The sequence below is a fragment of the Curvibacter gracilis ATCC BAA-807 genome (assembly GCF_000518645.1).
Classification (GTDB): domain Bacteria; phylum Pseudomonadota; class Gammaproteobacteria; order Burkholderiales; family Burkholderiaceae_C; genus Curvibacter; species Curvibacter gracilis.
The window spans coordinates 420,620-443,766 of sequence record NZ_JADZ01000006.1 but is presented as its reverse complement, the minus strand read 5'-3'; the positions used below and the strand labels follow the sequence as shown (position 1 = coordinate 443,766).

The following is a 23,147-nucleotide window of genomic DNA, read 5'->3' as shown; positions in this document are numbered from 1 at the left end:
AGTCGCCTGCGGCGCCTTCCCCCGGAGGGGGACGACACCCGTGGCCGGGCCAAGCCCGCTCCACGGTGTCTGCTGGCATGGCTTGCTCCGCAGCCATCCGAACTGTGCCGCACAAAGAGCCTCTGGCGAAATACCCCCTTCATGGATGACTAACATGAACCGACGTCACCTTCTGAGCGCCCTGGGCGCCACGCTGCTGCCCGGCTGGGCACAGGCCCAGGCGCCCGCCTGGCCGGCCCGGCCGCTCAAGCTGATCGTGCCCTTCCCGCCCGGGGGCACCACCGATCTGGTGGCGCGCCTGGTGGCCACCCAGATGACGGCCACACTGGGTCAGCCCGTGGTGGTCGACAACAAGCCCGGGGCCGGCACGGTGATCGGGGTGGATGCAGGCGCCAAGGCCGCGCCCGACGGACTGACGCTGACCTGCGTGGCCAACAGCTTTTGCGTCAACCAGACCCTGGTGAAGAACCTGCCTTATGACGGCCTGCGCGACCTGCGCCCGGTGGGCTTGATGGGCCTGTCGGAGCATGTGCTGGTCAGCCACCCGGGCAGCGGCATCCGCTCCCTCGCCGATCTGCGCGCCGCCGCGCGCCAGCCGGGTGCACGGCTCAGCTATGCCTCGTTCGGCAGCGGCACCTCGGCCCACCTGGCCGGCGAGATGCTGCGTGAGCAGATGGGCATCGAGCTGACCCACATCCCCTACAAAGGCCAGGCCCCGGCCCTGAACGATTTGCTGGGAGGCCAGGTGACGCTGATGTTCGGCAACTGGCCCGAGTTCCGGGCCCATGTGCAGACGGGCAAGCTGGTCGCCGTGGGCATGGCCACGGCGCAGCGCTCGGCGTATGCGCCCGACATCCCCACGCTGGCCGAACAAGGTGTGGCCGTGGAATCCAACTCCTGGAACGGCCTGCTGGTGCCCACGTCCACGCCCGATGCGGTGGTGGCCCGGCTCAATGCCGCACTGCGCCAGGCCCTGGAGACAGCGGCCGTGCGCGAGGCCTTTGCCAAGGGCAGCATCCGCTCGCTGGCGGGCACGCCCGAGCAGTTCGGCCAGTTCATCCGCAGCGAAGTCGCCCGCTATGCCCAGGTGATCCGCAGCGCCCACATCAGCGCCGAGAGCTGACCCACCCACAGCCCTCACCCACAGGAGACCGCCATGGGCAAACTCGCACTGGCCGCCAAGATCACCCACGTGCCCTCGCTGTACCTCAGCGAGCTGCCGGGCCCGCGCCACGGCACGCGGCAGGACGCCATCGACGGCCACCACGAGATCGGCCGGCGCTGCCGCGAACTCGGCGTGGACACGCTGGTGGTGTTCGACACCCACTGGCTGGTCAACGCCAACTACCACGTCAACTGTGGCGCGCACTTCAAGGGCGTCTACACCAGCAACGAGCTGCCACACTTCATCAGCAACCTGCCCTTCGAATGCCCGGGCAACCCCGAGCTGGGCCGGCTGCTGGCCCGCTCGTGCAACGAGCTGGATGTGGAGACCCTGGCCCACGACGCCACCACGCTGAACCCCGAGTACGGCACCCTGGTGCCGCTGCGCTACATGAATGCCGACCAGCACTTCAAGGTGGTGTCGGTGTCGGCCCTGTGCACCGGCCACTACCTGAACGACAGCGCCCGCCTGGGCTGGGCCATGCGCCGCGCGGTGGAAGACCACTACGACGGCACCGTGGCCTTTCTGGCCAGCGGCTCGCTGAGCCACCGCTTTGCCCAGAACGGGCTGGCGCCGCAGTACGCCTTCAAGGTCTGGAGCCCTTTCCTGGAGATGATGGACCACGAGGTGATCGCGCTGTGGCAGCGCGGCGACTGGCCCGCCTTCTGCGAGATGCTGCCCGAGTACGCCACCAAGGGCCATGGCGAGGGCTTCATGCACGACACCGCCATGCTGCTGGGCGCCTTGGGCTGGTCGGCCTACGACGGCCAAGCCGACATCGTCACGCCCTACTTCGGCGCCTCGGGCACGGGCCAGATCAATGCCGTGTTCCCCGTCACGCCGCAGGACGGCCGCGCCATTCCCGCCGCCCAGGCCTCGGCCGCCAGCGGCTACCAGGCCTTCCCGCGCCTGTGATCTTCATCGGACACCCCGACAAAACACCATGCCCCACCTCGTCATCCTCTACACCCCCAACATCGAGGCCGAGACCGACCTCAGCGCCCTGTGCCGCAGCCTGGCCGACACCATGCTGGCCCACCGCGACGAAGCCGGCAAAGCCGTGTTTCCACCGGGCGGCACCCGGGTACTGGCCTTCCCGGCCGCGCACCACGCGGTGTCGGATGGCGGCGCTGCGGGCCGGGCGGCCGGTGGCAGCGGCGACTACGCCTTTGTCTACCTGAACCTGCGCATGGGCGCGGGCCGCCCCCCCAGCGTGGTCCAGGCCGTGGGCGAGGCCTTGCTGGGCGTGGTCAAACAGCACTTCGAGCCCCTGCTGGCGCAGCGCCACATCGGCATCACGCTGCAGGTGGACGAGGGCGCGCCCTCCTTCGACGGCAAGTACAGCAACCTGCACCCCCTGTTCAACAAGACGGTCTGATCCGCCCAGAAAGCGAGCCCCCCATGTTCACATCCGAGCAGATCGCGGCCTTGGCCGCCGAACTGGACCAGGCCGAGAAGAGCCGCCAACAGGTCGAGCATTTCTCCAAGCGCTACCCCGACATGCGCATCGAAGACGGCTACGCCATCTCGCGCGAGTGGGTGCGCCAGAAGATCGCCGCCGGCCGCACCGTGCGCGGCCACAAGATCGGCCTGACCTCGCGCGCCATGCAGCTCTCCAGCCAGATCACGGAGCCCGACTACGGCACCCTGCTCGACGACATGTTCTTTGCCGAAGGCGGCGACATCCCGTTCGAGCGCTTCATTGCACCCCGCATCGAGGTTGAGCTGGCCTTCATCCTGGGCAAGCCGCTGCGCGGCCCCGGCATCACCCTGTACGACGTGCTGGCCGCCACCGACTGGGTGGTGCCGGCCATCGAGATCATCGACGCCCGCATCGAGCAGTTCGACCGCCACACCAAGGCGCCGCGCAAGGTGTTCGACACCATTGCCGACAACGCGGCCAATGCCGGCATCGTGCTGGGCGGGCGTCCGGTGCGCCCGGACGCGGTGGACCTGCGCTGGGTGAGCGCACTGCTGTTCAAGAACGGCGTGATCGAAGAGTCGGGTGTGGCCGCGGCCGTCCTCAACCACCCGGCCCAGGGCGTGGCCTGGCTGGCCAACAAGCTGGCGCCCTGGGGCGAAAGCCTGCAGGCCGGCGAGGTGGTGCTGGGCGGCTCGTTCACGCGGCCCACGCCGGCCGTGCCGGGCGACACCCTTCATGCGGATTACGGCCCGCTCGGCTCCATCTCCTTCAGATTCGTCTGATGCAGGCCACCATGGACACCGCCACCCGCCCGGTCTGCCTGATCACCGGTGCCGCCACCGGCATCGGGGCGGCCTGCGCGCGCGAGTTTGCGCGCCAGGGCTGGGATGTGGCCCTGGCCTATTTCGAACCCACGGTGACCGAGGCGCAGGCGGTGGCCCGCGATTGCGCGGCCCTGGGGGCACGGGTGCTGGCGCTGGCGCTGGATGTGCGCGATGACGCGCAGTGCCGCGCGGTGGCGGCGCAGGTGCAGGCCCATTTCGGCGGTCTGCAGGCCCTGGTCAATTCGGCAGGCAGCACCCGCTTTGTGCCCCATGCCGAGTTGGAGGGGCTGGACGGCCTCGACTTCCAGCGCTTGAACGAGGTGAACCTGGTCGGCCCCTGGCAGATGACGCGCGCCTGCCGCAGCGCGCTGGCGACCTCGGGCCAGGGCGCCGTGGTCAACATCTCGTCAGTGGGCGGCGTGCTGGGGCGCGGCTCTTCACTGGCCTACGCGGCCAGCAAGGGGGCGCTGAACACCCTCACGCTGGGCCTGGCCCGGGCGCTGGCCCCGGCCATCCGCGTGAACGCGATTGCGCCGGGCTTTGTGGCGGACGGCCTGCCCAGCCGGGTGCTGGGCGAGGCCGAGCACGCCGAGGTGCTGGCCCGCCAGCGCCAGGCCTCGGTGCTGCAGCGCGTGTCGCAGCCCGACGAGGTGGCCGCGCTGGCCTGGTTTGTGGCGGCACGCTCGCCCGGCATGACCGGCTCGGTGCTGCTGATGGACAACGGTCTGCACCTGAATGCGGGCTGACCCGGCCTGAAACCGTTATGAAAAGGAATCAAAAACTGCAGGTAAACACGGGTGGTCGCACCGCTCGTCGGCTGGAAAAATCAAGGCACAGACCGTGACGCCAACCGGGCGTCGCCGCTGAGCGACACCTCATTTTCCGGAGACTGACATGACCTACCCCGACACCCTGCACCCGAACCGCCGCCAATGGCTGCAAAGCACCGGCGCCGGCGCCCTGCTGGCCGCCCTGGGCCCCTCTGCACTGGCCCAGACCAGCGCCTTCGAATCGGTGAAGATCATCACCGGCTTTGCGGCGGGCGGCACCTCGGACACCCTGTGCCGGCGCGTGGCCGACAAGCTGCCCGGCACCGGCTACACCAAGACGGCCTATGTCGAGAACAAGACCGGCGCGGGCGGGCAGATCGCGATCCAGTTCGTGAAGTCGCAGAACCCCGACGGCCTGACCCTGCTGCAGACCCCCATGTCGATGCTGGGCATCTACCCGCACATCTACAAAAAGCTGGCCTACGACCCGGTGGCCGACCTGAGCCCGGTGTCGCTGGCCTGCGTGTTCGACTTCGGCTTTGCCGTGGGCCCCTCGGTGCCGGCCAGCGTGAAGACCGTGCCCGACTTCCTGGCCTGGTGCAAGGCCAACCCCAAAGAGGCCAACTTCGGCTCGCCGGCCGCCGGCTCGGTGCCGCACTTCGTGGGCTCGCTGCTGGGCCACCACGCCGGCATCGACCTCAAGCACATCGCCTTCCGCGGCACCCAGCCGGCGATTCTCGACATGATCGGCGGCCAGTTGCCCGCGGTGTCGGGCCCGCTGGGCGAGTTCTCCCAGCACGTGGCGGCGGGCAAGTGCCGGCTGCTGGCCTCGACCGGCGCGCAGCGCAGCAAGTTCACGCCCAACACCCAGACCATGGCCGAGCAGGGCCTGAAAGACATGGTGTTCGGCGAGTGGTTCGGCTTCTACCTGCCGGCCAAGGCCCCGCGTGAGCTGGTGCAGCGCCTGAACACCGCCTTGCGCGCCGCCCTGGCCACCCCCGAGGTGGTCGACGGCCTGGCGGCCATGGGCCTGGAGGCCAAGTCCTCCACCCCGGCCGAGCTGGCGGCGCTGCTGAAAACCGATTTCGAACGCTGGGGCCCGCTGGTGAAGACCATCGGCTTCAGTGCCGACGCCTAGAGCGTGAACCCGCGCCCCTCAGAGGGCGCCTCCCCAGGAGACTTGATCATGAACGCCCCCCTCTCGCCTCAGCGCCTGCAAGCACCCGCCCCGCCCACGGGCATGCACCCGGACGAATGGGCCCAGCGCCAGCAACTGGCGGCCTGCTACCGCGTGTTCGCGCTGCTGGGCTGGACGGAGATGATCTACAACCACATCACGCTGCGCCTGAGCGACAGCGTGAGCGGGGGCGAGAAGCAGTTCCTGATCAACCCCTTCGGCCTGCACTACAGCGAGGTCACGGCCAGCAACCTGGTCAAGATCGACCTGCAGGGCCGGGTGCTGGACGGCTCGCGCTACCCGGTCAACCCGGCCGGCTTCGTGGTGCATGGCGCCATCCACGAAGGCCTGCCCGAGGCCCACTGCGTGATGCACACCCACACCACGGCCGGCGTGGCCGTGGCCTGCGTGCAGGGCGGGCTGCAGCAGAGCAATTTCTACTCCGCGCAGCTGCACAACATGGTGGGCTACCACGACTTCGAGGGCATTACCGTGCATGCCGAAGAAGGCCCGCGCCTGGTCAACAACATCCGCGGCAAGCCGGCCGTGATCCTGCGCAACCACGGCCTGCTGGCCTATGGGCAGACCTTGCCCCAGACCTTCGCCATCCTGTGGACGCTGCAGCGCGCCTGCGAGATCCAGCTGGCCACCCTGTCCATGGGCCCAGCCATTCCCGTGACCGAAGAGGCCGCCATCAAGAGCAGCCGCGACGCCCTGCAGTTCAGCCCCACCCATGGCGCCGGCCAGGACGTGTTCGACGCCCTGGTGCGCCAGGTGGAACGGCTGGACAGCAGCTACCAGCATTGAACCCGGCCGCGCGCCACAATCGCAGACTCGCTCATCTTTTGCCTCCGCGGGAGGCCTTGGACATCTCATGAAAGCATGCATTTACGGCGCCGGTGCCATCGGCGGCTGGATCGGTGCCGGCCTGGCCGGCGCGGGCGCCACCCTCAGCGTGGTGGCCCGGGGCGCCACACTGGAGGCCCTGCAGGCGCATGGCCTGCGCCTTGAACAAGGCGGCCAGCAACGCAGCGTGGCAGTGCAGGCCAGTGCCCACCCGGCCGAGCTGGGCGTGCAGGACCTGGTGGTGATCGCCGTCAAGGCCCCGGCCCTGATCGAGGTGGCCCGCCAGATCGCCCCCCTGATCGGGCCCGACACGGTGGTGCTGACGGCCATGAACGGCGTGCCCTGGTGGTTTCTGCAAGGCTTTGGCGGGGCCCTGGCGGGCCGGCAGCTGCAGTCGGTCGACCCCACCGGCGAGATCACGGCCGCCATCCCCGCTGCCCAGGTGATCGGCTGCGTGGTGCATGCCAGCTGCTCACTCAACGGCCCGGGCCACGTGAAGCACCACTTCGGCAACGGCCTGATCATCGGCGAGCCCGCCGGCGGCAGCAGCCCGCGCAGCGAAGCCTTGCTGGCCCTGCTGCTGAAGGCGGGCTTCCAGGCCAGCGCCTCGGCCCAGATCCAGCGCGACGTCTGGTACAAGCTGTGGGGCAACATGACGGTCAACCCGGTCAGCGCCCTGACCGGCGCCACCACCGACCTGATCCTGGGCGACCCCCAGGTGCGCGACTTCATCTCGGCGGTGATGCGCGAGGCCAAGGCGATCGGCGAGCACATCGGCATCCCCATCGACCAGCAGCCCGAAGACCGGCACCAGGTCACCCTGAAGCTGGGCGCCTTCAAGACCTCGATGCTGCAGGACGTGGAGGCACGGCGCAGCGTCGAGCTCGACGCCCTGGTGGGCGCGGTGCGCGAGCTGGGCCAGCTGGCCGGCGTGGCCACCCCCTTCACCGACGCCCTGCTGGGCCTGGCCCGGCTGCAGGCGCAGACCCTGGGCCTCTACCCGCGATGACCGCAATGTCCGCGATGACCGCGATGAAAACCCCGCATGCACTCCTGCCCTGGCTGCTGGCCGCCGGCTTGCTCGCCGCCCCCAGCGCCTGGGCCGTGGACGAGAACGCCGGCAACAAGGCCCCGGTCAAAGTGGTGGCGCCCAGCACCCTGAGCGTGAGCGGCCCGGCCGGCCAGGGCGCGCTGCGCCTGTACGCCTCGCGTGATCTGCAAGACCCGGCCGCGCTCGCCGATGTCGAACGGGCCGTGCTGGTGTTCCACGGCCGCCTGCGCGACGCCAACGTCTATTGGGCCTCGGCACGCAAAGCCGCCCAGGCGGCAGGTGCCGCCGCCACGCACAGCCTGCTGCTGGTGCCGCAGTTCCTGGCCGAGCGCGACGTGGCCGCCCATGCCCTGCCGGCCGACACCCTGCGCTGGAGCCTGGAGGGCTGGATGGGCGGCGAGGCCGCCACCGCGCCCGCCGCGCTCAGCTCTTTCGAGGCGATTGACGCGCTGCTGGCCCTGCTGGCCGACCGGCAACGCTTTCCCAAGCTCACCCAGGTGGTGGTGGCGGGCCACTCGGGCGGCGCCCAGGTGGTGCAGCGCTACGCGGTGGTGGGCCAGGGCGAAGGCCGGCTGCCCGGCGTGGCCGTGCGCTACGTGGTGGCCAACCCCTCGTCCTACCTGTACTTCCACCCCGAGCGCCCGCGGCCAGCCGTGGCCGCCACCTGCCCTGGGGTGGACCACTGGAAATACGGCTGGACCGACGCCCCGGGCTATGCGCGCCAGCTCAGCCCCGCCGCCTACGAGGCCCGCTACCTGCAGCGCGATGTGCTCTACCTGCTGGGCAGCGCCGACACCAACCCGCAGCACCCGGCCCTGGACAAGAGCTGCGCCGCCGAGGCCCAGGGGCCCTACCGCTACGCCCGCGGCCACGCCTATGTGGACGACTTGCGCCAGCGCCACCCCGGCCTGGCCCAGCGCCCCTTCGACGTGCCCGGCGTGGGCCACGACGGCGACGCCATGCTGGGCTCGGCCTGTGGCCAGGCCGCGCTGTTCGACGCGCCCGAGGCCTGGGCGCGCTGCAAGGCGCCCTGAAACGCAGCACGCGTCCGGCTTGAAACCCGGGCACTTCTGTGCTTCACTTCCAGCGGGTCTGCGCCCTGGCTGGCGCTCGCCCCCGCCATGGCCTCGATCGGATCATCCACCTCTGCCGCTGCCATCCCCCCACTGCCGGCCACTGCCAGCCGCAGCAGTGCGGCGGCGCGCACCGAACTGAGCCCCGAACAGCAGCGCCAGGTCGCGGCGCTCAAGGCCACCGACCTGCGCGTGCGCAACCACGAGCAGGCCCACATCTCGGCCGGCCAGGGCGTGGTCACCACCGGCGCCCAGTACACCTACACCACCGGACCCGACGGTGTGCGCTATGCGGTGGCGGGCGAGGTGGGCATCGACACCTCGCGCGAGCAAAAGCCCGAGGCCAACATCGACAAAGGCCAGCGCATCCAGTCGGCCGCCCTGGCCCCGGCCGACCCCAGCCCGCAAGACCGCCGCGTGGCCGCCGTGGGCGCCAAGCTGGTGGCCGACGGCCAGAGCGAACTCAACGCCCAGCGCCAGCAGCAGGCCACAGAAAGCAACAACCCCCAGGCGCGGCGCGGCACGGCCGCCTACCGCTCGGTAAACTCGGGTTCGGACACCGACAACCGCCTCAGCCTGTTCGCCTGAACCCTGGCCCGGCCGGCTGAGGTGCCGCCACCGATTGCCTCATCGAACCCCTCACCGGAGCCCTCATGTCCCGTCTGCAGCTTTATTTCGCCCCAGGCACCTGCGCCCTGGCCGTCCACATCGCCCTGACCGAAGCCCAGGCCGGCCATGAACTGCTGCGCGTCAATTTCGCCGAGGCCCAGCAGCGCTCGCCCGAATACCTGGCGGTCAACCCCAAGGGGCGCGTGCCAGCCCTGGTCACCGAACAAGGCGTGCTGACCGAGACCCCGGCCCTGCTGCTGTACGTGGCCCAGCGCTTCCCCGACGCAGGCCTGGCCCCGCTTGACAACCCCTTCCTGCTGGCCCGCATGCAGGAGGTGAACAGCTACCTGTGCTCGACCGTGCACATCAACCATGCGCACCGGCCGCGCGCCTCGCGCTGGGCCGACGAGCCCGAAGCCATTGCCGGCATGCAGCGCAAGGTGGCCGCCAACATGACCGAGAACTTCCAGCTGATCGAAAAACACTACCTGCAAGGCCCCTGGGTGCTGGGCGACACCTACTCGGTGGCCGATGCCTACCTGTACACCGTCTCCACCTGGCTGGCCAGCGACGGCGTGGACATTGCCCAGTTCCCCAAGGTGGTGGCCCACCGCGAGCGCCTGCTGCAACGGCCCGGCGTGCAACAGGCTTTGGCGACCGGCGCCTGAAGAGGCTGTCCCGTGTCGACTGCTGCCCCCCTTGGAGGCGGCGCGACACGGGCGCGCTGGAACAACCGATGAATGACCTCCCCGAACTGGCCTCGGTCAACCGCTGGCTGCTGCTGGGCACCGCCATCGTGGCCGAGGTGATCGGCACCAGCTTCATGAAGTCGTCCGAGGGCTTCACCCGGCTTGGCCCCTCGCTGGCCGTGGTGCTGGGCTATGGCCTGGCCTTTTACCTGCTGTCGCTCACGCTCAAGGTGATGCCGGTGGGCGTGGCCTACGCGGTGTGGTCGGGGGTGGGCATCGCGCTCATCACCGTGATCGCCTGGGCAGTGCATGGCCAGCGCCTGAACTGGCCCAGCCTGCTCGGCCTGGGCCTGATCATGGCTGGTGTGGCCTTGCTGCAGCTTTATGCGGACTGAGCCCGGTCGTCCACCGCAAAGCTGACCCGCGGCGCCGTGTGAAATCCTCGGCGACAGACGCGACCACCGGGCAATTGAATGCAGTCCAAACCAGCCTTCTTTGGTGAGACCCCTCTCCTCTCACGCTCGATCCTTAGGCTTGGCAAGCATCAGCACCCCCTTGCCCAAAAAATAATTGAGTGGAACCATCATGGCTGTGACCTCAAGTGGCGCCCAAACTCGGCTCTGCTGAAAGCCCTCGATCAAAACGGACAACAGGGGGGCCGATAAAGCATATTGAACAAGATAGATCCAGGGATAGGAAAAAACGCCTCGCCAGGAGAGCCCTACCTTGAATACCCAGAGAGCATTCAAGCAGTATGAGATCAAGATGCCTGATGCGTAGGCTATGGCGAAGGCAAGTTGGTAATGCATCCAGTTCTTGAGCGCCAAATAGATCATCCATGACAAGCCTGTATTGGCGACTCCGCTCAACACAAAGCGAATCACACGTCCCAAGCGCTCTCGCCAGGATGCCTTCATCGGGTGCTCGTCAGGGAGGTCAATGCCATGAACTCCGTGTAATCCCTGACATAGTCTGCTGGATCATAGGAGTGCGATGCAAAAACCAACAAGATGGCATCTTGTGAGTATTTGTATTGGGTCCCCCAGACCATGGGCGGCAGATAGAGACCTGCCGCAGGGTTGTCCAGCATCACCTCCATGCGCTGCTGGCCATCGTCCACCATGACCGAACAGCGGCCTCTCACACAGATGAGGAATTGATGGCATTCTCGATGCGCATGCTCGCCTCTGGTCTTTTCGCTTGGAACGTTGAATACCAAAAAGTAGCGCTTCGGCGCAAATGGAATTTGCGACTCAAAATCACCAACTGACAAATCACCACGCATATCCTTAACCAGTCTCAGGTGATGCATGGTGACGCCACGCACCGTCAGAGAATAGGAAGCGGGCTTTTCTTTTGGATCGGAGTCAGAAAATAATGGAGCCGACAAAACCTGCTCTACGCCATCACGGACAGGTGTCTGAGCATTTGAATATCCGGTAATTCTCGCAGGATTACCCATCACTATGGCATTCGGAGGGACCGACTTGGTCACCACCGCGCCAGCACCAACCATGGCCCCTTGGCCGATCACAATCCCGGGCAGGATACTGGCACCAGCACCGATGGAAGCGCCCTTTTCGATGATCGTTTTTAAAAACTTCTCCGGTTGCTGACGGGAGCGAGGAAACTTGTCATTTGAAAAGCTGGCGTTGGGGCCAATGAAAACATCATCCGCCACACGCAGTCCATCCCACAACTGAACACCCGATTTGACAGTGACGCGATGCCCCAACTCGACATCATTTTCGATGAAACAATGCGAGCAAATGTTGCAATCCTCGCCCATCACGGCCCCAGGCAACACCACAACATACTGCCAAATACGGGTCCTCGATCCTATTTTCAAAGATTGGACATCAGCTGTTGAATGAATCGTCGGCATATTTATTTGATTGATGATGGAATGCTCTGAGGGCCACACCTGAATCAGAGATCATTTTTGAATTTTCTGGCTACGATCGACAATGGCCTCTGTTTTGTATTCTCATAGGTGCGCCAAGCATAATTACCGACAACCCCAATACCCAGGAGATTGAGGCCGCCTAAAAAAAGCACTGTCAGCATTGTTGCTGCGTAACCCGGCACCGGAATCAGGCCGGATATCTTGGCAACCACCACAAAGACACTGAGCAACAATGAAACAAGAACCCCCACGCTCCCCAGACGGATCAGCAATCTGATTGGGTAATCAGTGAATGCAAAAACGCTGTCCAGCATGTATTCAGCCTTTTTACGGAAACTCCAGGCCGATTTACCATGAACTCGTGCTCTCCGCTCGTAACCGATGAGTTCGCGTCGAAATCCAAGCCAAAAGATCAAAGCAATCAACGAGGACCGGGACTCCTCCAGTTTCAGAATCTGCTCTTTGAATTCGCGATTGCAGCCAAAAATATCAACTCCTCCTGGGGGCATTTCAGGCACGATCCAGCGCCGGTACAAAGCCCAAAAAAGGCCAGAGGTCATGCGACTCAGCAAGGGATCCTTGCGGGAAATACGCGTGCCTAGAACCACGTCGCAGACGTCACGGTCAAGCAGATCGAAGAATTCAAGCAGCAATTGCGGCGGTTCCTGGAGGTCGGCCGCCATGACTCCAAAGTAAGTGCCCCGTGCTGTCGCCAAGCCTGTGCGGATGGCAGCAAAGGAGCCGAAGTTCCGCGAGTGAACGAGCAACTGAGCCGCGAAAGTGAAGTGGGGCAAGGCCTCCCGCACTCGTTCAAAGCTGCGATCAGGACTGCCATCGATGACAAACACTGCTTCCAACAAACCATCCAACGCAGTATTCAGGTCCGATAAAACCTTGAACAAATCAGGCAATGACTCCTCATTGCCATAGATCGGTATCACGACTGAATATTTCATGGTCGCCAACTGTTCACTGATTCAACAACATGGGCCACCTCTTGCTCCGTCATTTCTGGATAACAAGGAAGGGTCAGAACCTGCTTGGCCAGCAGTTCTGTGCAAGGCAGGGCCCTGACGGTGTTGCCCGCCAAAATGGGTTGCTGATGATCAGGGATCGGATAGTGGACATCTGTTGCGACGCCGCATTGGTGCAGGTGCGCCGCCAAGGATTCTCGTGCCTCGACCAGCACGACGAACAGATGCACGACGTGATTCTCGCCAAGATCTGTCGGCACCTTGACCCACGGATTTTTCAAACCGCGTTCATAGCAATGGCCCCAATGACGCCGACTTGCATTGTCCCTGTCCAGATGAGGCAGAAAGACCCTCAAATACGCAGACTGCAATTCATCCAGGCGGCTGTTCCTGCCCCCGGGACAGGTCACTTTGTATTTCTGGCTCCAGCCATACTGGCGCAACTGGCGCAAAGCCAGCTCGGTTTTCTGATCGCGGCAAACCACGGCGCCGCCGTCGCCTAGCCCACCTAGATTTTTGGTAGGGTAAAAGCTGAAGCAGGCGGCATCGCCAAACGCCCCCACCCGACGACCGTCAACACAGGCCCCATGGGCCTGCGCACAGTCCTCGATCAAGGGAACGCCGCGGTCAGCGCAGAGCTTGGCCATCAACTCAATGCCCGGTACAGCCCGACCGTACAAGTGGGTGACGACAACTGCCCTGACCCCTGAATGCAGCGCGGCTTCAACTTCAGCAATCGATGCGCACTGGGTCTGCAAATCAACGTCCATGAAGAAGGGCTGGGCCCCAAGATGAAGAATGCTGCCACAGGTGTACATGCCCGCATTGGCCACCGTTGCCACGACATCGCCAGGCTCGACCCCGAGCGCACGCAATGCCAATTCAATTGCATCGGAGCCATTGGCCACCCCTACGGCGAAGTCCACACCCACATAGGCTGCAAATTCTTTTTCAAACGCAGCAGTCTCAGGTCCCAGTACCAGCCATCCACTGGCTAAGACACGTTGGGTCGCCTCCTCCAGCAAAGGTCGATAGCGGGCCAATCGGATCGCAAGATTGTTGATCTTTTGCACAACTCAATAAAATAAATGACCCGCATGTGAGCAGATCGGTCAAGAAATCGTGAAAAGTGAGGCCGTCAAGGAAGCACTTTGAGTTTGCAGCGCAGGTCGACGTCTTTTAAGCGAATCGATGGGCTTGCCGCCGCCAAGTCAATGCGTACTCTATGACCAAAACCCACTGAACTTTCCAAAATAAAGTTCAATGTCTCGAACTTCTCGTCTTGCAGCGCATGGACAGGGAGCGCCAGCGACCGGGCCATCTGGAACTCATCTTCTGGTCCTATGGGGGAATAGACCCGCACCACATCATCTTGACGACTCTGCATCTGAACAGCGATTTCCAAAACTCTGCAGGTGGTCATTGGCAGCACCGCAGGCATATGCAGCCATAGCTGGGGGTTCTGACCATGGATAGTTTCAAAATCCTGTTCCCCGCGCTGTGACGTCGCATTTCGCCATGAGGCCTGTACCAGAGCCTTGTCCCTGGAGAATTTGTACCAGCTGGGCGCCAAAGTGGATTCGTCAGGCGTTGGCAGGATAGGCACAGAACGGACAAACGATGCCTGAATTCCTCGGGCATAGGCATAGGAGCGAGAAAGGTCAGGCAGAAAATCAACCTGTGGGCATTGCAGTGGACGGCCCTCTTGAAGCCGCTTGATCAGACACTCACGAAGTGCCAATTGAGATCCAGTGACATCCCGAAAATATCGATCATGCTCCAATGCGCCAGCGTGGATCGCATAAACCACGAAAAGAGTCGCCAGGGGTAGGCTGATTCGTCGCAGCCATGTCATTGACATTGGCCGAGACCGCAAGATAAGAAAGCAGGCAACGCCAGCACACCAGGGCCACCACAATGTGACCCAGAAATAATGAAATCGCTGCATGCCAAAGCCGAAGATCTCCAGAGGTAACTGGATTTCAGCCGGTCGCCAATGGGTGCGACCAACAGCCACCATCAACAAGTAAACAGAGACGCCAAAAAACAAAGGCCCGATGACGCTCATCAAATGAATCGATGGCTGATCGACTTGGTCTGAACGCATCAGATGCCACACGCCCCAGCACATGGAAAGGACGATTGCGCAACCCACGAACAATGACAAGGCAAGAGAAAAACCAGGCGACCCGCCCGGCAGCAACAAGGCTCGCCCCAGCTTGCCAAGCAAATACCACCAGAAATCTGGTTCGTAGGGCCAAGCTTTAGGCACTGGATGAGGATCTACGCCATTGCGCGGAATCAATGCCCAGTAACAATGCTCAAAAGCAGTTATCAACCCGATCAACGTCAGGATTGCTCCAGCCCGCCTCAGAGAGACTCCAGCTTTGTTGGACTTATGAAGCAACGCCCATGAAAAGCAAAGAAAGAAAATACCTGTCGCCAATATCGCAAAGGCACCCGAGATGTAGGCGATTCCGGCAAGCAAGCCCAAAATAAAAACAAGAGGCTGTCGGTAGCGATCCAGTAGAGAATCCGCCAGCATCAAGCGAATAATACCGAGGATAAATACCAACGGCAGCGCCTGATGGTAAGCCAAGTTCTGCGAGCCCCAATAGGATCCTGGCTGCAGCATGAACAGAGTCAAAGAAAAGCATGCAGCGCACAAAACAAAATCCCGCAGGACTCGTCGCAAAATAACCCACTGCAGCGACAGCAGCGACCCCATCACAACCAAATAGCTGAGCACCTGATAGGCAACCGAATTTCCATGCAGAAACTTTTGTGCCACATCATCCAAAAAATAACCTACCGGTGCAAGAGTTCCGCCACCGATTGTTAAAAATCGAGACAGGCTGAACTTGCCGAGGTTTTCATTATCGAGAAAACGCCAATCATCATAATTTGGAAGGTCAACGCCATTGGAAAGCCAAGAAATCAGGCTCAACCCAAAACTAATAAGCGGCAAAGCACAAAGAGCAACAGACCATAGACCCCAGAAATTTTCCGCCCTCTTCTCCGGTTCTGGCAACGAACTAGCTTGCTGTATCGGCTTCATTCCATATCACCGCAGGAGAATAAAAAAGAGAAAAACAAGCCAAGAGCACAGGAGCATTCGCCCCTCCAACGTACAACCATAAGCTTGCACAACATGGAACGATCATTGCTCATCTGGCTACCTCCCCCCGAGGAAACGGTCTAGAAATGGTTTATCAAAATTCAGAGGCTGAAAAAGGCACACAATCTCACAAAATTGATCCGGAAGCGCCCTGACCGTCGATGGCAACAGACCATTCGGAGGCATATTAAAAACCAATATTTCAACACCTTGTTACTAAAAATGCGCACCCCAGTCTAGCAGGTTGCAAAGTACTATTCTCATCAGCCCAGTGGCCCGTACCCAGGCGGTAGGCTCTGTTCGACCAAGACAGTCTGAATGTCTGCTACTTGTGGGCCTGGGCAGAACCTTGCCAACGAGACCGATTTTTCTTTTCGAAAGTTTGACGGGTTCAAACTGGCATCACGGCCAGAGCCGTCGCAGAGCCCAAGAATGGGCCAAGCGCGGATCAGAATCGACACCCTGTTTCTCTCGCCTGAGTGTGGCTGACATTCTGGGTCTTTGCTCCAGTGCCCCTTGAAAACGCAAAGGCGAGGGCCCAACGGCATGTGCTCGGAGGCCCTGTGATGGCGTCGATCCAATCAGCACGGCTGCCGCGTGGCTGCATGGGTCAAACCAGATCGAGGAGGTCTGAACGCCCAACACCTTCCATCGAAGCCGGGCGCGTGTACACAGGTACCGTTCGCCATTCAGCGATGGCGCTGAGCGGCAGCGAGATCCGAGTTTGTCCCGGCAGCGAAATAAGGCGGCTCAAGTGGCGCCTTGATGTCGGGGGTACCGGACGTCAACCGATGTCCACAGCCATGGCCACCCGAGGTGCCACCGCGCACATCAGCTCATAACCCACAGTGCCGGCGGCATGGGCCACCTCGTCGACGGGCAGCACGGCACCTTTGGACGAGCGGCCCCAGAGCGTGACCTCGGAGCCGAAGCCGAAGGGCACGCCGGCCTGCTCCAGGGGCGTCAGGTCGAGCATCAGCATGTCCATGCTGACGCGGCCCACCAGGCGGGTTCGCACGCCGTTGACCAGGATGGGGGTGCCGGTGTCGGCATGCCGCGGGTAGCCATCGGCATAGCCGCAGGCGGCGATGCCCACGCGCATGGGCACCTCGGCCTGGAAGCGCGAGCCATAGCCCACGGTGGCGCCGGGCGCCAGGTCCTGCACCGCCAGCAATCGGGTGTTCAGGCTCATCGTGGGTTGCAGGCCCCAGTGGGCCGCGCTGTGTTCCGGAAAATCAGGCGCGCTGCCATACAGCACGATGCCGGGGCGGGCCCAGTCGCTCTTGACGCGGGGCTGGGCGCTGTGGCGCAGCGTGGCCGCGCTGTTGGCCAGGCTGCGCTCGCCGGGCAGGTCGGCGGTGGCGGCCAGAAAGGCCTCTTCTTGATGGGCGATGCCGCGCGGCCCGTCGGCGTCGCTGAAGTGGGTCATCAGCGAAATCTCGTCCACCTGGGGCAGGGCGTTGAGCCGGGTCCAGGCCGAACGGTAGCGTTCGGGGGTGAAGCCCAGGCGGTTCATGCCCGAGTTCATCTTCAGGAACACCCGATGCGGCACCTGGGTCTTGTGCGCGGCCAGCATGTCGATCTGCTCGTCGCAGTGCACCGCGTGCCACAGGTCCAGGCGCGAGCACAGCTCCAGATCGCGTGCCTCGAACACCCCTTCCAGCAGCAGGATGGGGCCGCGCCAGCCCAGCCGGCGCACGCGCTCGGCCTCGGCCAGGTCCAGCAGGGCGAAGCCGTCGGCGCCGCGCAGGCCTTCGAAGGCCCGCTCGATGCCGTGGCCGTAGGCATTGGCCTTGACCACGGCCCACACCCGGGCGTCCGGGACCCGACGACGCACCTGCGCCAGATTTTGCTGCAATGCAGCAGTATGAACAGTGGCTTGGATCGGACGCGGCATGGCTGGAAGCTGAAGTCGAAGTAAGGGGATTTTGGCATTTCAGCCCGGGGGGCACGTGATATAACCGTTTGCCTTTTCGAGGCGCCGTTCAACATTACAAAAGTATCAGTTTTGCTGATGCACGAATCAGCCACTCCATGAAGCGCGGTTTCTACACCATCATGTCGGCGCAGTTTTTCAGCTCGCTGGCCGACAACGCCATATTCGTGGCTGCGGTTGAACTGCTCAAGAGCGAAGGCGCCCCCGAGTGGCAGCGCGCGGCCCTGGTGCCCATGTTCGCCCTGTTCTACGTGATCCTGGCCCCCTTTGTCGGGGCCTTCGCCGACGCCCAACCCAAGGGCAAGGTGATGTTCATCAGCAATGCCATCAAGGTGCTGGGTTGTCTGCTGATGCTGTTCGGCACCCACCCGCTGATGGCCTACGCCGTGATCGGTCTGGGCGCGGCGGCCTACTCTCCGGCCAAGTACGGCATCCTCACCGAGCTGCTGCCGGCCTCGCAACTGGTCAAGGCCAATGGCTGGATCGAGGGGCTGACGATCGCCTCCATCATCCTGGGCGTGCTGGTGGGTGGCCAATTGGTGGGGCATTCGGTGTCGGGCCTGCTGCTGTCGTTTGACTTCCCGGTGTTCGAGACCGGGGTGGACACGCCGCCCGAGGCCGCCATCTTCGTGCTGATCTTCGTCTACGCACTGGCCGCCTGGTTCAACACCCGCATCCCGCACACCGGCGTGACCATGCGCCCGCTGCGCCAGAACCCCGAGCAGAGCGTGCTGCGCAACGCCTTGAACCTGGTGCCTGATTTCTGGACCTGCAACTCGCGCCTGTGGCACGACCGGCTGGGCCAGATCTCGCTGGCCACCACCACCTTGTTCTGGGGTGTCAGCGGCAACCTGCGCTACATCGTGCTGGCCTGGAGCGCCGCCGCCCTGGGCTACAGCACCACCCAGGCCTCGTCCCTGGTCGGGGTGGTGGCCATCGGCACGGCGGTGGGAGCCGTGGTGGCCTCGATGCGCATGCGCCTGGAGCACGCCACCCGCGTCATGCCCCTGGGCATCGCCATGGGCGTGCTGGTCGTGCTGATGAATTTCATCGACAACGTGTGGCTGGCTGCGCCCTTCCTGATCCTGCTGGGGGGCCTGGGTGGCTTCCTGGTGGTGCCCATGAATGCGCTGCTGCAGCACCGCGGCCACAACCTGATGGGCGCGGGCCGCTCGATTGCGGTGCAGAACTTCAACGAACAGGCCTGCATCCTGGCCCTGGGCGCCTTCTACAGCCTGTCGACCAAGTTCGGCCTGTCGGCCTTCGGCGCCATCACCGCCTTCGGTCTGGTGGTGGCGGTGGCCATGTGGCTGATCAAGCGCTGGCACCAACACAACTGCGTGCAGCACGCCGACGAGCTTCACGAGCTGATCACCCTGGCACGCAACGATCAGGGGCATTGATCTTCTGCCCGAGCATGGCGATGAAGCGAACGGCGACAAGAGGATCGCAGGGTCGGTGTATAACCTGCTGCACTGCCTCAACAGCGGGAGCCACCTCATGCCCAAGAACGCTGAACTGACCCTGAAACTGGAGCCAGCACTGCGTGATGCTTTCATCGCAGCGGCCAAAGCAAGCCATCAGCCGGCCGAACAGATCCTGCAAGACTTGGTGCAAGGATTTGTACAACGTCAGCAACAGACGCGCGAGTACGAGACCTATCTGCATGACAAAGTCACCACGGCCAGAGAGCAGGTGCGCACAGGCCAGTACCATCCCGCCAGTGAAGTGGAAGCCCGGTTTGCGGCGCGGCGAGCTGCCTTGCAGGCCAGAGCCGGGCGCGCTGGCACATGAGGGTCTTCTGGACCTCTTCCGCCGAACAGGACCGGAACAACATCATTGAGCACATCGGCCAGGACAACCCGCTGGCGGCCATCCGCATGGATGAGTTCTTTGCCCAGTGGGCTGACCGACTGGCCGAACACCCGCTGCTGGGCAAGTCGGGCAAGATACCGGGCACGCGTGAATTGATCCCCCACGAAAACTACCGCCTGGTCTACGAGGTGCACAGCGACACGGTCTGGATTCTGGCCCTGGTGCACACGGCCCGCCACTGGCCCTGACCCAGCCCATGAACCGACCTGCCCTGCACAGCCCCCTGAACCACGCCCCTCTGCAAGCCCTGCCCTGCGTGCTGGCCCTGATGTTCAACGCCTTCGTCTGGGGCGTGTCGTGGTGGCCGCTGCGCCAGCTGGAGCAGGCCGGCTTGCACCCGCTGTGGGCCACGGCCCTGATCTATCTGCTCTCGCTGTCGGTGACCCTGGCACTGAAGCCCGGGGCACTCGGCGGGCTGCTGCGCCACCGCGGGCTGTGGCTGCTGTCGCTGGGGGCGGGCATGACCAATGTGTGCTTCAACTGGGCCGTGACGGTGGGCGATGTGGTGCGCGTGGTGCTGCTGTTCTACCTGATGCCGGTGTGGTCCGCCCTGCTGGCGTGGTGGCTGCTGGGCGAGCGCCCGCGCCTGGCCTCGCTGCTGCGCATGGCCTTGGCCCTGGCCGGGGTGGCGGTGGTGCTGAAGGCGCCGGGCGTGGACTGGCCGGTGCCCGAATCGATGGCCGACTGGCTGGCCCTGGGCGGTGGCGCGAGTTTTGCCCTGACCAATGTGCTGCTCAAGCGCAACAGCGGCGCCCCGGCCGAATCGCGGGTGCTGGCCATGTTCGGCGGCGGCTCGGTGCTCTCGTGTGCCACGGCGGCGCTGGGGGTGGCCCAGGGCCACATCAGCCCCCTGCCCGCTGCGGCGCCCGGCTGGCTGCTGCTGGCTGCGGGCCTGAGCCTGGCCTACCTGCTGGGCAATGTGGCCCTGCAGTACGGCGCCTCGCGCCTGGCGGCCAGCACCACCTCGCTGGTGATGCTGTCGGAGGTGCTGTTTGCCAGCGCCTCTTCGGTGCTGCTGGGGGCGGCCGAACTGCCGCTGCGGGTGTGGCTGGGCGGCGCCTTGATCTTGGCGGCGGCGGCCTGGCAGGCGCTGACGCCGGGTGCCGACGCAGACGGATCCGGCCACTGAATCCCAACCTGGCCCCACGCCGGCCCCGCCCCTCCCGCCCGGTGGTGCCGACGCCGTGGCCGGGTGCCCGGAATGTCGCACTTCTGACGGTGTGGCTTCTGCCTCCTCGTTAGCATGGCCCACCCCACAACCATCCAGCGGAGCCCTGCATGCCCAGCGTTTACGATTTCGAAGCCCAGCAGATCGACGGCCAGACCGTGCCCTTGAAACAATTCGAGGGGCAGGTGCTGCTGATCGTGAACACCGCCAGCGCCTGTGGTTTCACGCCGCAGTTTGCCGGGCTGGAGGCGCTGCACCAGAGCTACGGCGCGCGCGGCCTGGTGGTGCTGGGCTTTCCGTGCAACCAGTTCGGCCACCAGGACCCGGGCAGCGACGAGCAGATCGCCAGCTTCTGCCAGCTCAACTACGGCGTGAGCTTTCCGATGATGAGCAAGATCGAGGTCAACGGCGCCGACGCCCACCCGCTGTACCGCTGGCTGACCGCCGAAGCCCCGGGCCTGCTGGGCAGCAAGATGATCAAGTGGAATTTCACCAAGTTCCTGGTGGGCAAGGATGGCCGCGTGCTCCGCCGCTACGCACCGCAGGATGCCCCCGCCAAGCTGGCGGGCGACATTGAACAGGCCCTGGCGGCCTAGGGCCTCAGTGCGGCGCGGGCCGCTGGAACGCCCGCACGCCCATCATCACCCCGCCCATCAGCAAGCCGATGCCGGCCCCGGTGAGCCAGCCGGGCCACTGGCCGCGGTGCAGAAAGCCGTAGGCCAGGGCCGACAGGGTCTCGAACACGATCAGCTGGCCGGTCAGCGAGGTGGGCAGCAGCTTGCTGGCGCGGCTCCAGGCCAGGGTGCCGGCCCAGGAGGCAAACAGGCCCATGGCCAGCATCAGCAACACAAAGCGCCCTGGCTGCGCGCCCAGGCCCATCCACCAACTGTGCCCAGGCAGGCGACCCTGCCACAGGCCCCAGAGCAGCCAGCCCAGCGCCGCCAGCGGCAGCGTGGTCAGGCCTTGCGCGGTGGTCCAGGTGGTGGCCGACAGGCCTGGGTGCGCCTTGAGCCAGCGGGCGTTGCGGATGGGGTACCAGGTCCAGGCGGCCACCGCCACCACGGTGAGGGCGGCGCCCAGCCCGTAGGCGTGGCCCTCGCCCCCGCCCAGGCGGGCCATCTCCGACTGGTTGACGCAGGCAATGCCGCCCGCGATCAGGCCCAGCGAGGGCATCAGCCGGGCCCAGGGCAGTGAGCGGTCGTGCCAGTTGGCGCACACCGCGATCACCACCGGCAGGGTGCCGATCAGCACGCTGGCCAGGGGCACGCCCGCCGCCTGGATGCCGGCCGACAGGAACAGGTAGTACAGGATGTTGCCCACCAGGGAGAGCTTGAAGGCCTCCACCCAGTCAGCCCGGCGCAGCGCCGCCAGGCGGCTGCGGTCGGGCCAGGCCAGCAGCAAGGCCACGCCGCCAAAGGCGATGTAGCGCCCGAAGGCCAGGGCGGCCGGCGGGTAGTCGGGCAGCAGGGCCGGGGCCACGAACACCAGCCCCCACATGAGGCCGGCGGCCAGGGCATAGGCCACCCCTCGGAACAGATCTGCTGCGGCCATGGAACGTGAAAGCGGGTGACTTCGGGGGTGGAGGAGGCCTGCAGTGTGCCCCAGGGGGGCTGACCGGTCTTGTACCGGATTGCGCCTTTCAGGAACGCAATGGCACCCGGCCCAGTTGCCGCTGGTAGGCCCCGGGCGTGATGCCGTACAGGCGGCGCATCAGCCGGTTCAGGTGCGACTGGTCCACCAGCCCCACGCTGGCCGCCACCTCGGCCGGCGCCTCGCCCTGGGCCAGCAAGGCCTTGGCGCGGGCGCCTCGGCGGGCCTGCAGGAAGACCTGGGGCGTGTGGCCGGTGCTTTGCCGGAAGCGGCGCAGAAAATGAAAGGGCGACAGCCCGGCCTCGCGGGCCAGGTCTTCCAGCCGCAAGGTCTGGTGCAGATGGGCCTCGAGGTAATCACGCACCCGCGCCAGCACCGGCGGCGCCAGGCCGGCCGTTGGGGCCTCAGCCGCCCGGCCCCGGCCGTGGCGCTGCACCAGTTCGCTGGCCAGCGTGGCCAGCAGGCTGTCAAAGGCCAGCGGCTGGTCGGCGCAGGCCCACAGCCCATCGAGCGCGGCGGTGACGCGCTGGCCCAGGGCCGGGTCGTCCACCGCAGGCTGGGCAAAGCGCTGCACGGGCTGGCCACACAGCTCGGCCAGCAGCGGGGCATCGAGGTAGACCATGCGGTAGCGCCAGCCCTGGGCCGTGTCGGCCCGGCCGGTGTGCAGCTCGTCGTCGTCCATCAACACCAGCGAACCCGGGCCGGCCAGGTGATCGCTGCCACGGTAGCGAAAGCGCTCCACCCCCCACTCGACGGCGCCGATGCCAAAGGCATCGTGGGCATGCGGGGCGAAAGCGTGGTCCACGATCTCGGCCCGGTACAACTCCACCCCGGCCCGGTGCGGCACACGCCGGTACAGGGCGCGGTCGCGCGGCGAGTCAAAGGCCTGCGGCACGCCACTGGGGCGATCCAGCAGGCCGGCATCGACCATGGAGGCAGGCGGGTTGGACAAG

General features: G+C 64.8%; 25 protein-coding genes. 17 read left to right on the top strand and 8 right to left on the bottom strand.

The window, feature by feature from the left end:
* Window positions 1-154: 154 nt before the first annotated feature.
* From L880_RS0106675 to L880_RS0106620, 12 genes are all read left to right on the top strand, one after another.
* Complete coding sequence (locus L880_RS0106675; protein WP_027475014.1) at window positions 155-1,123, top strand: tripartite tricarboxylate transporter substrate binding protein; 969 nt, start codon at window positions 155-157, stop codon at window positions 1,121-1,123.
* 33 nt (window positions 1,124-1,156) lie between these two features.
* Entirely contained in the window at window positions 1,157-2,080 is a 924-nt protein-coding gene (gene hpaD / locus L880_RS0106670) for a 3,4-dihydroxyphenylacetate 2,3-dioxygenase (RefSeq protein ID WP_027475013.1), read from the top strand.
* 28 nt (window positions 2,081-2,108) lie between these two features.
* Entirely contained in the window at window positions 2,109-2,543 is a 435-nt protein-coding gene (locus tag L880_RS0106665; protein WP_027475012.1) for a 5-carboxymethyl-2-hydroxymuconate Delta-isomerase, read from the top strand.
* A gap of 23 nt (window positions 2,544-2,566) precedes the next feature.
* Window positions 2,567-3,370, top strand: coding sequence for a 2-oxo-hept-4-ene-1,7-dioate hydratase (gene hpaH, locus L880_RS0106660; protein WP_027475011.1), 804 nt, complete (start codon window positions 2,567-2,569; stop codon window positions 3,368-3,370).
* An 11-nt stretch (window positions 3,371-3,381) separates the two neighbouring features.
* Window positions 3,382-4,158: an SDR family NAD(P)-dependent oxidoreductase gene (locus L880_RS0106655; RefSeq protein ID WP_027475010.1), complete on the top strand. Its 777-nt coding sequence runs from the start codon at window positions 3,382-3,384 to the stop codon at window positions 4,156-4,158.
* Between the two features lie 148 nt (window positions 4,159-4,306).
* Window positions 4,307-5,320, top strand: coding sequence for a Bug family tripartite tricarboxylate transporter substrate binding protein (locus L880_RS0106650; RefSeq protein ID WP_245614985.1), 1,014 nt, complete (start codon window positions 4,307-4,309; stop codon window positions 5,318-5,320).
* A 48-nt stretch (window positions 5,321-5,368) separates the two neighbouring features.
* The gene (locus L880_RS0106645; protein WP_051443119.1) at window positions 5,369-6,166 is read left to right on the top strand and encodes a class II aldolase/adducin family protein; all 798 of its coding nucleotides are present in this window, start codon (window positions 5,369-5,371) and stop codon (window positions 6,164-6,166) included.
* 67 nt (window positions 6,167-6,233) lie between these two features.
* Entirely contained in the window at window positions 6,234-7,214 is a 981-nt protein-coding gene (locus tag L880_RS0106640) for a 2-dehydropantoate 2-reductase (protein WP_027475007.1), read from the top strand.
* A 14-nt stretch (window positions 7,215-7,228) separates the two neighbouring features.
* Window positions 7,229-8,290 (top strand): alpha/beta hydrolase, encoded by a 1,062-nt coding sequence (locus tag L880_RS0106635; protein WP_245614983.1) that lies wholly within the window; start codon window positions 7,229-7,231, stop codon window positions 8,288-8,290.
* An 87-nt stretch (window positions 8,291-8,377) separates the two neighbouring features.
* Window positions 8,378-8,917, top strand: coding sequence for a putative metalloprotease CJM1_0395 family protein (locus L880_RS31810; protein WP_051443118.1), 540 nt, complete (start codon window positions 8,378-8,380; stop codon window positions 8,915-8,917).
* A 65-nt stretch (window positions 8,918-8,982) separates the two neighbouring features.
* Window positions 8,983-9,606, top strand: coding sequence for a glutathione S-transferase family protein (locus tag L880_RS0106625; RefSeq protein WP_027475005.1), 624 nt, complete (start codon window positions 8,983-8,985; stop codon window positions 9,604-9,606).
* A 68-nt stretch (window positions 9,607-9,674) separates the two neighbouring features.
* On the top strand, window positions 9,675-10,022 hold the full coding sequence (locus tag L880_RS0106620) for a DMT family transporter (RefSeq protein ID WP_043328648.1): 348 nt from the start codon (window positions 9,675-9,677) through the stop codon (window positions 10,020-10,022).
* Window positions 10,023-10,142: 120 nt separating this feature from the next.
* Here L880_RS0106620 and L880_RS0106615 read toward each other — a convergent pair whose 3' ends face one another.
* From L880_RS0106615 to alr, 6 genes are all read right to left on the bottom strand, one after another.
* A complete protein-coding gene (locus tag L880_RS0106615; RefSeq protein ID WP_084461068.1) occupies window positions 10,143-10,544 on the bottom strand; it encodes a GtrA family protein in 402 nt (133 codons plus the stop codon).
* Window positions 10,541-11,512, bottom strand: a complete 972-nt coding sequence (locus L880_RS31805) for a WxcM-like domain-containing protein (protein ID WP_043328646.1) — start codon at window positions 11,510-11,512, stop codon at window positions 10,541-10,543. Before L880_RS31805 ends, L880_RS0106615 begins: the two co-directional genes overlap by 4 nt.
* 44 nt (window positions 11,513-11,556) lie before the next feature.
* The gene (locus L880_RS0106605; protein WP_027475001.1) at window positions 11,557-12,489 is read right to left on the bottom strand and encodes a glycosyltransferase; all 933 of its coding nucleotides are present in this window, start codon (window positions 12,487-12,489) and stop codon (window positions 11,557-11,559) included.
* A complete protein-coding gene (locus L880_RS34850; protein WP_084461066.1) occupies window positions 12,486-13,580 on the bottom strand; it encodes a DegT/DnrJ/EryC1/StrS family aminotransferase in 1,095 nt (364 codons plus the stop codon). The genes L880_RS0106605 and L880_RS34850 overlap by 4 nt, the downstream gene beginning before the upstream one ends.
* A gap of 65 nt (window positions 13,581-13,645) precedes the next feature.
* Window positions 13,646-15,565, bottom strand: coding sequence for a hypothetical protein (locus L880_RS0106590; protein WP_157462643.1), 1,920 nt, complete (start codon window positions 15,563-15,565; stop codon window positions 13,646-13,648).
* An 844-nt stretch (window positions 15,566-16,409) separates the two neighbouring features.
* Window positions 16,410-17,522: an alanine racemase gene (gene alr, locus L880_RS0106585; RefSeq protein WP_027474997.1), complete on the bottom strand. Its 1,113-nt coding sequence runs from the start codon at window positions 17,520-17,522 to the stop codon at window positions 16,410-16,412.
* A gap of 137 nt (window positions 17,523-17,659) precedes the next feature.
* On the opposite strand from alr, the gene lplT reads away from it, so the two are divergent.
* The 5 genes from lplT (at window position 17,660) to L880_RS0106560 (ending at window position 21,200) form a co-directional block, all read left to right on the top strand.
* Window positions 17,660-18,964, top strand: coding sequence for a lysophospholipid transporter LplT (gene lplT, locus L880_RS0106580; RefSeq protein ID WP_027474996.1), 1,305 nt, complete (start codon window positions 17,660-17,662; stop codon window positions 18,962-18,964).
* Between the two features lie 97 nt (window positions 18,965-19,061).
* Window positions 19,062-19,355, top strand: a complete 294-nt coding sequence (locus L880_RS0106575) for a hypothetical protein (protein WP_019573565.1) — start codon at window positions 19,062-19,064, stop codon at window positions 19,353-19,355.
* A complete protein-coding gene (locus L880_RS0106570) occupies window positions 19,352-19,624 on the top strand; it encodes a type II toxin-antitoxin system RelE/ParE family toxin (RefSeq protein ID WP_027474995.1) in 273 nt (90 codons plus the stop codon). The genes L880_RS0106575 and L880_RS0106570 overlap by 4 nt, the downstream gene beginning before the upstream one ends.
* 8 nt (window positions 19,625-19,632) lie before the next feature.
* Window positions 19,633-20,565 (top strand): DMT family transporter, encoded by a 933-nt coding sequence (locus L880_RS0106565; protein ID WP_027474994.1) that lies wholly within the window; start codon window positions 19,633-19,635, stop codon window positions 20,563-20,565.
* Window positions 20,566-20,714: 149 nt separating this feature from the next.
* A complete protein-coding gene (locus L880_RS0106560) occupies window positions 20,715-21,200 on the top strand; it encodes a glutathione peroxidase (RefSeq protein ID WP_027474993.1) in 486 nt (161 codons plus the stop codon).
* A gap of 4 nt (window positions 21,201-21,204) precedes the next feature.
* On the opposite strand, the gene L880_RS0106555 is transcribed toward L880_RS0106560, so the two are convergent.
* Window positions 21,205-22,155, bottom strand: a complete 951-nt coding sequence (locus L880_RS0106555; RefSeq protein WP_211245281.1) for a DMT family transporter — start codon at window positions 22,153-22,155, stop codon at window positions 21,205-21,207.
* Window positions 22,156-22,243: 88 nt separating this feature from the next.
* The gene (locus L880_RS0106550) at window positions 22,244-23,146 is read right to left on the bottom strand and encodes an AraC family transcriptional regulator (protein ID WP_342669162.1); all 903 of its coding nucleotides are present in this window, start codon (window positions 23,144-23,146) and stop codon (window positions 22,244-22,246) included.
* Window position 23,147 lies beyond the last annotated feature (1 nt).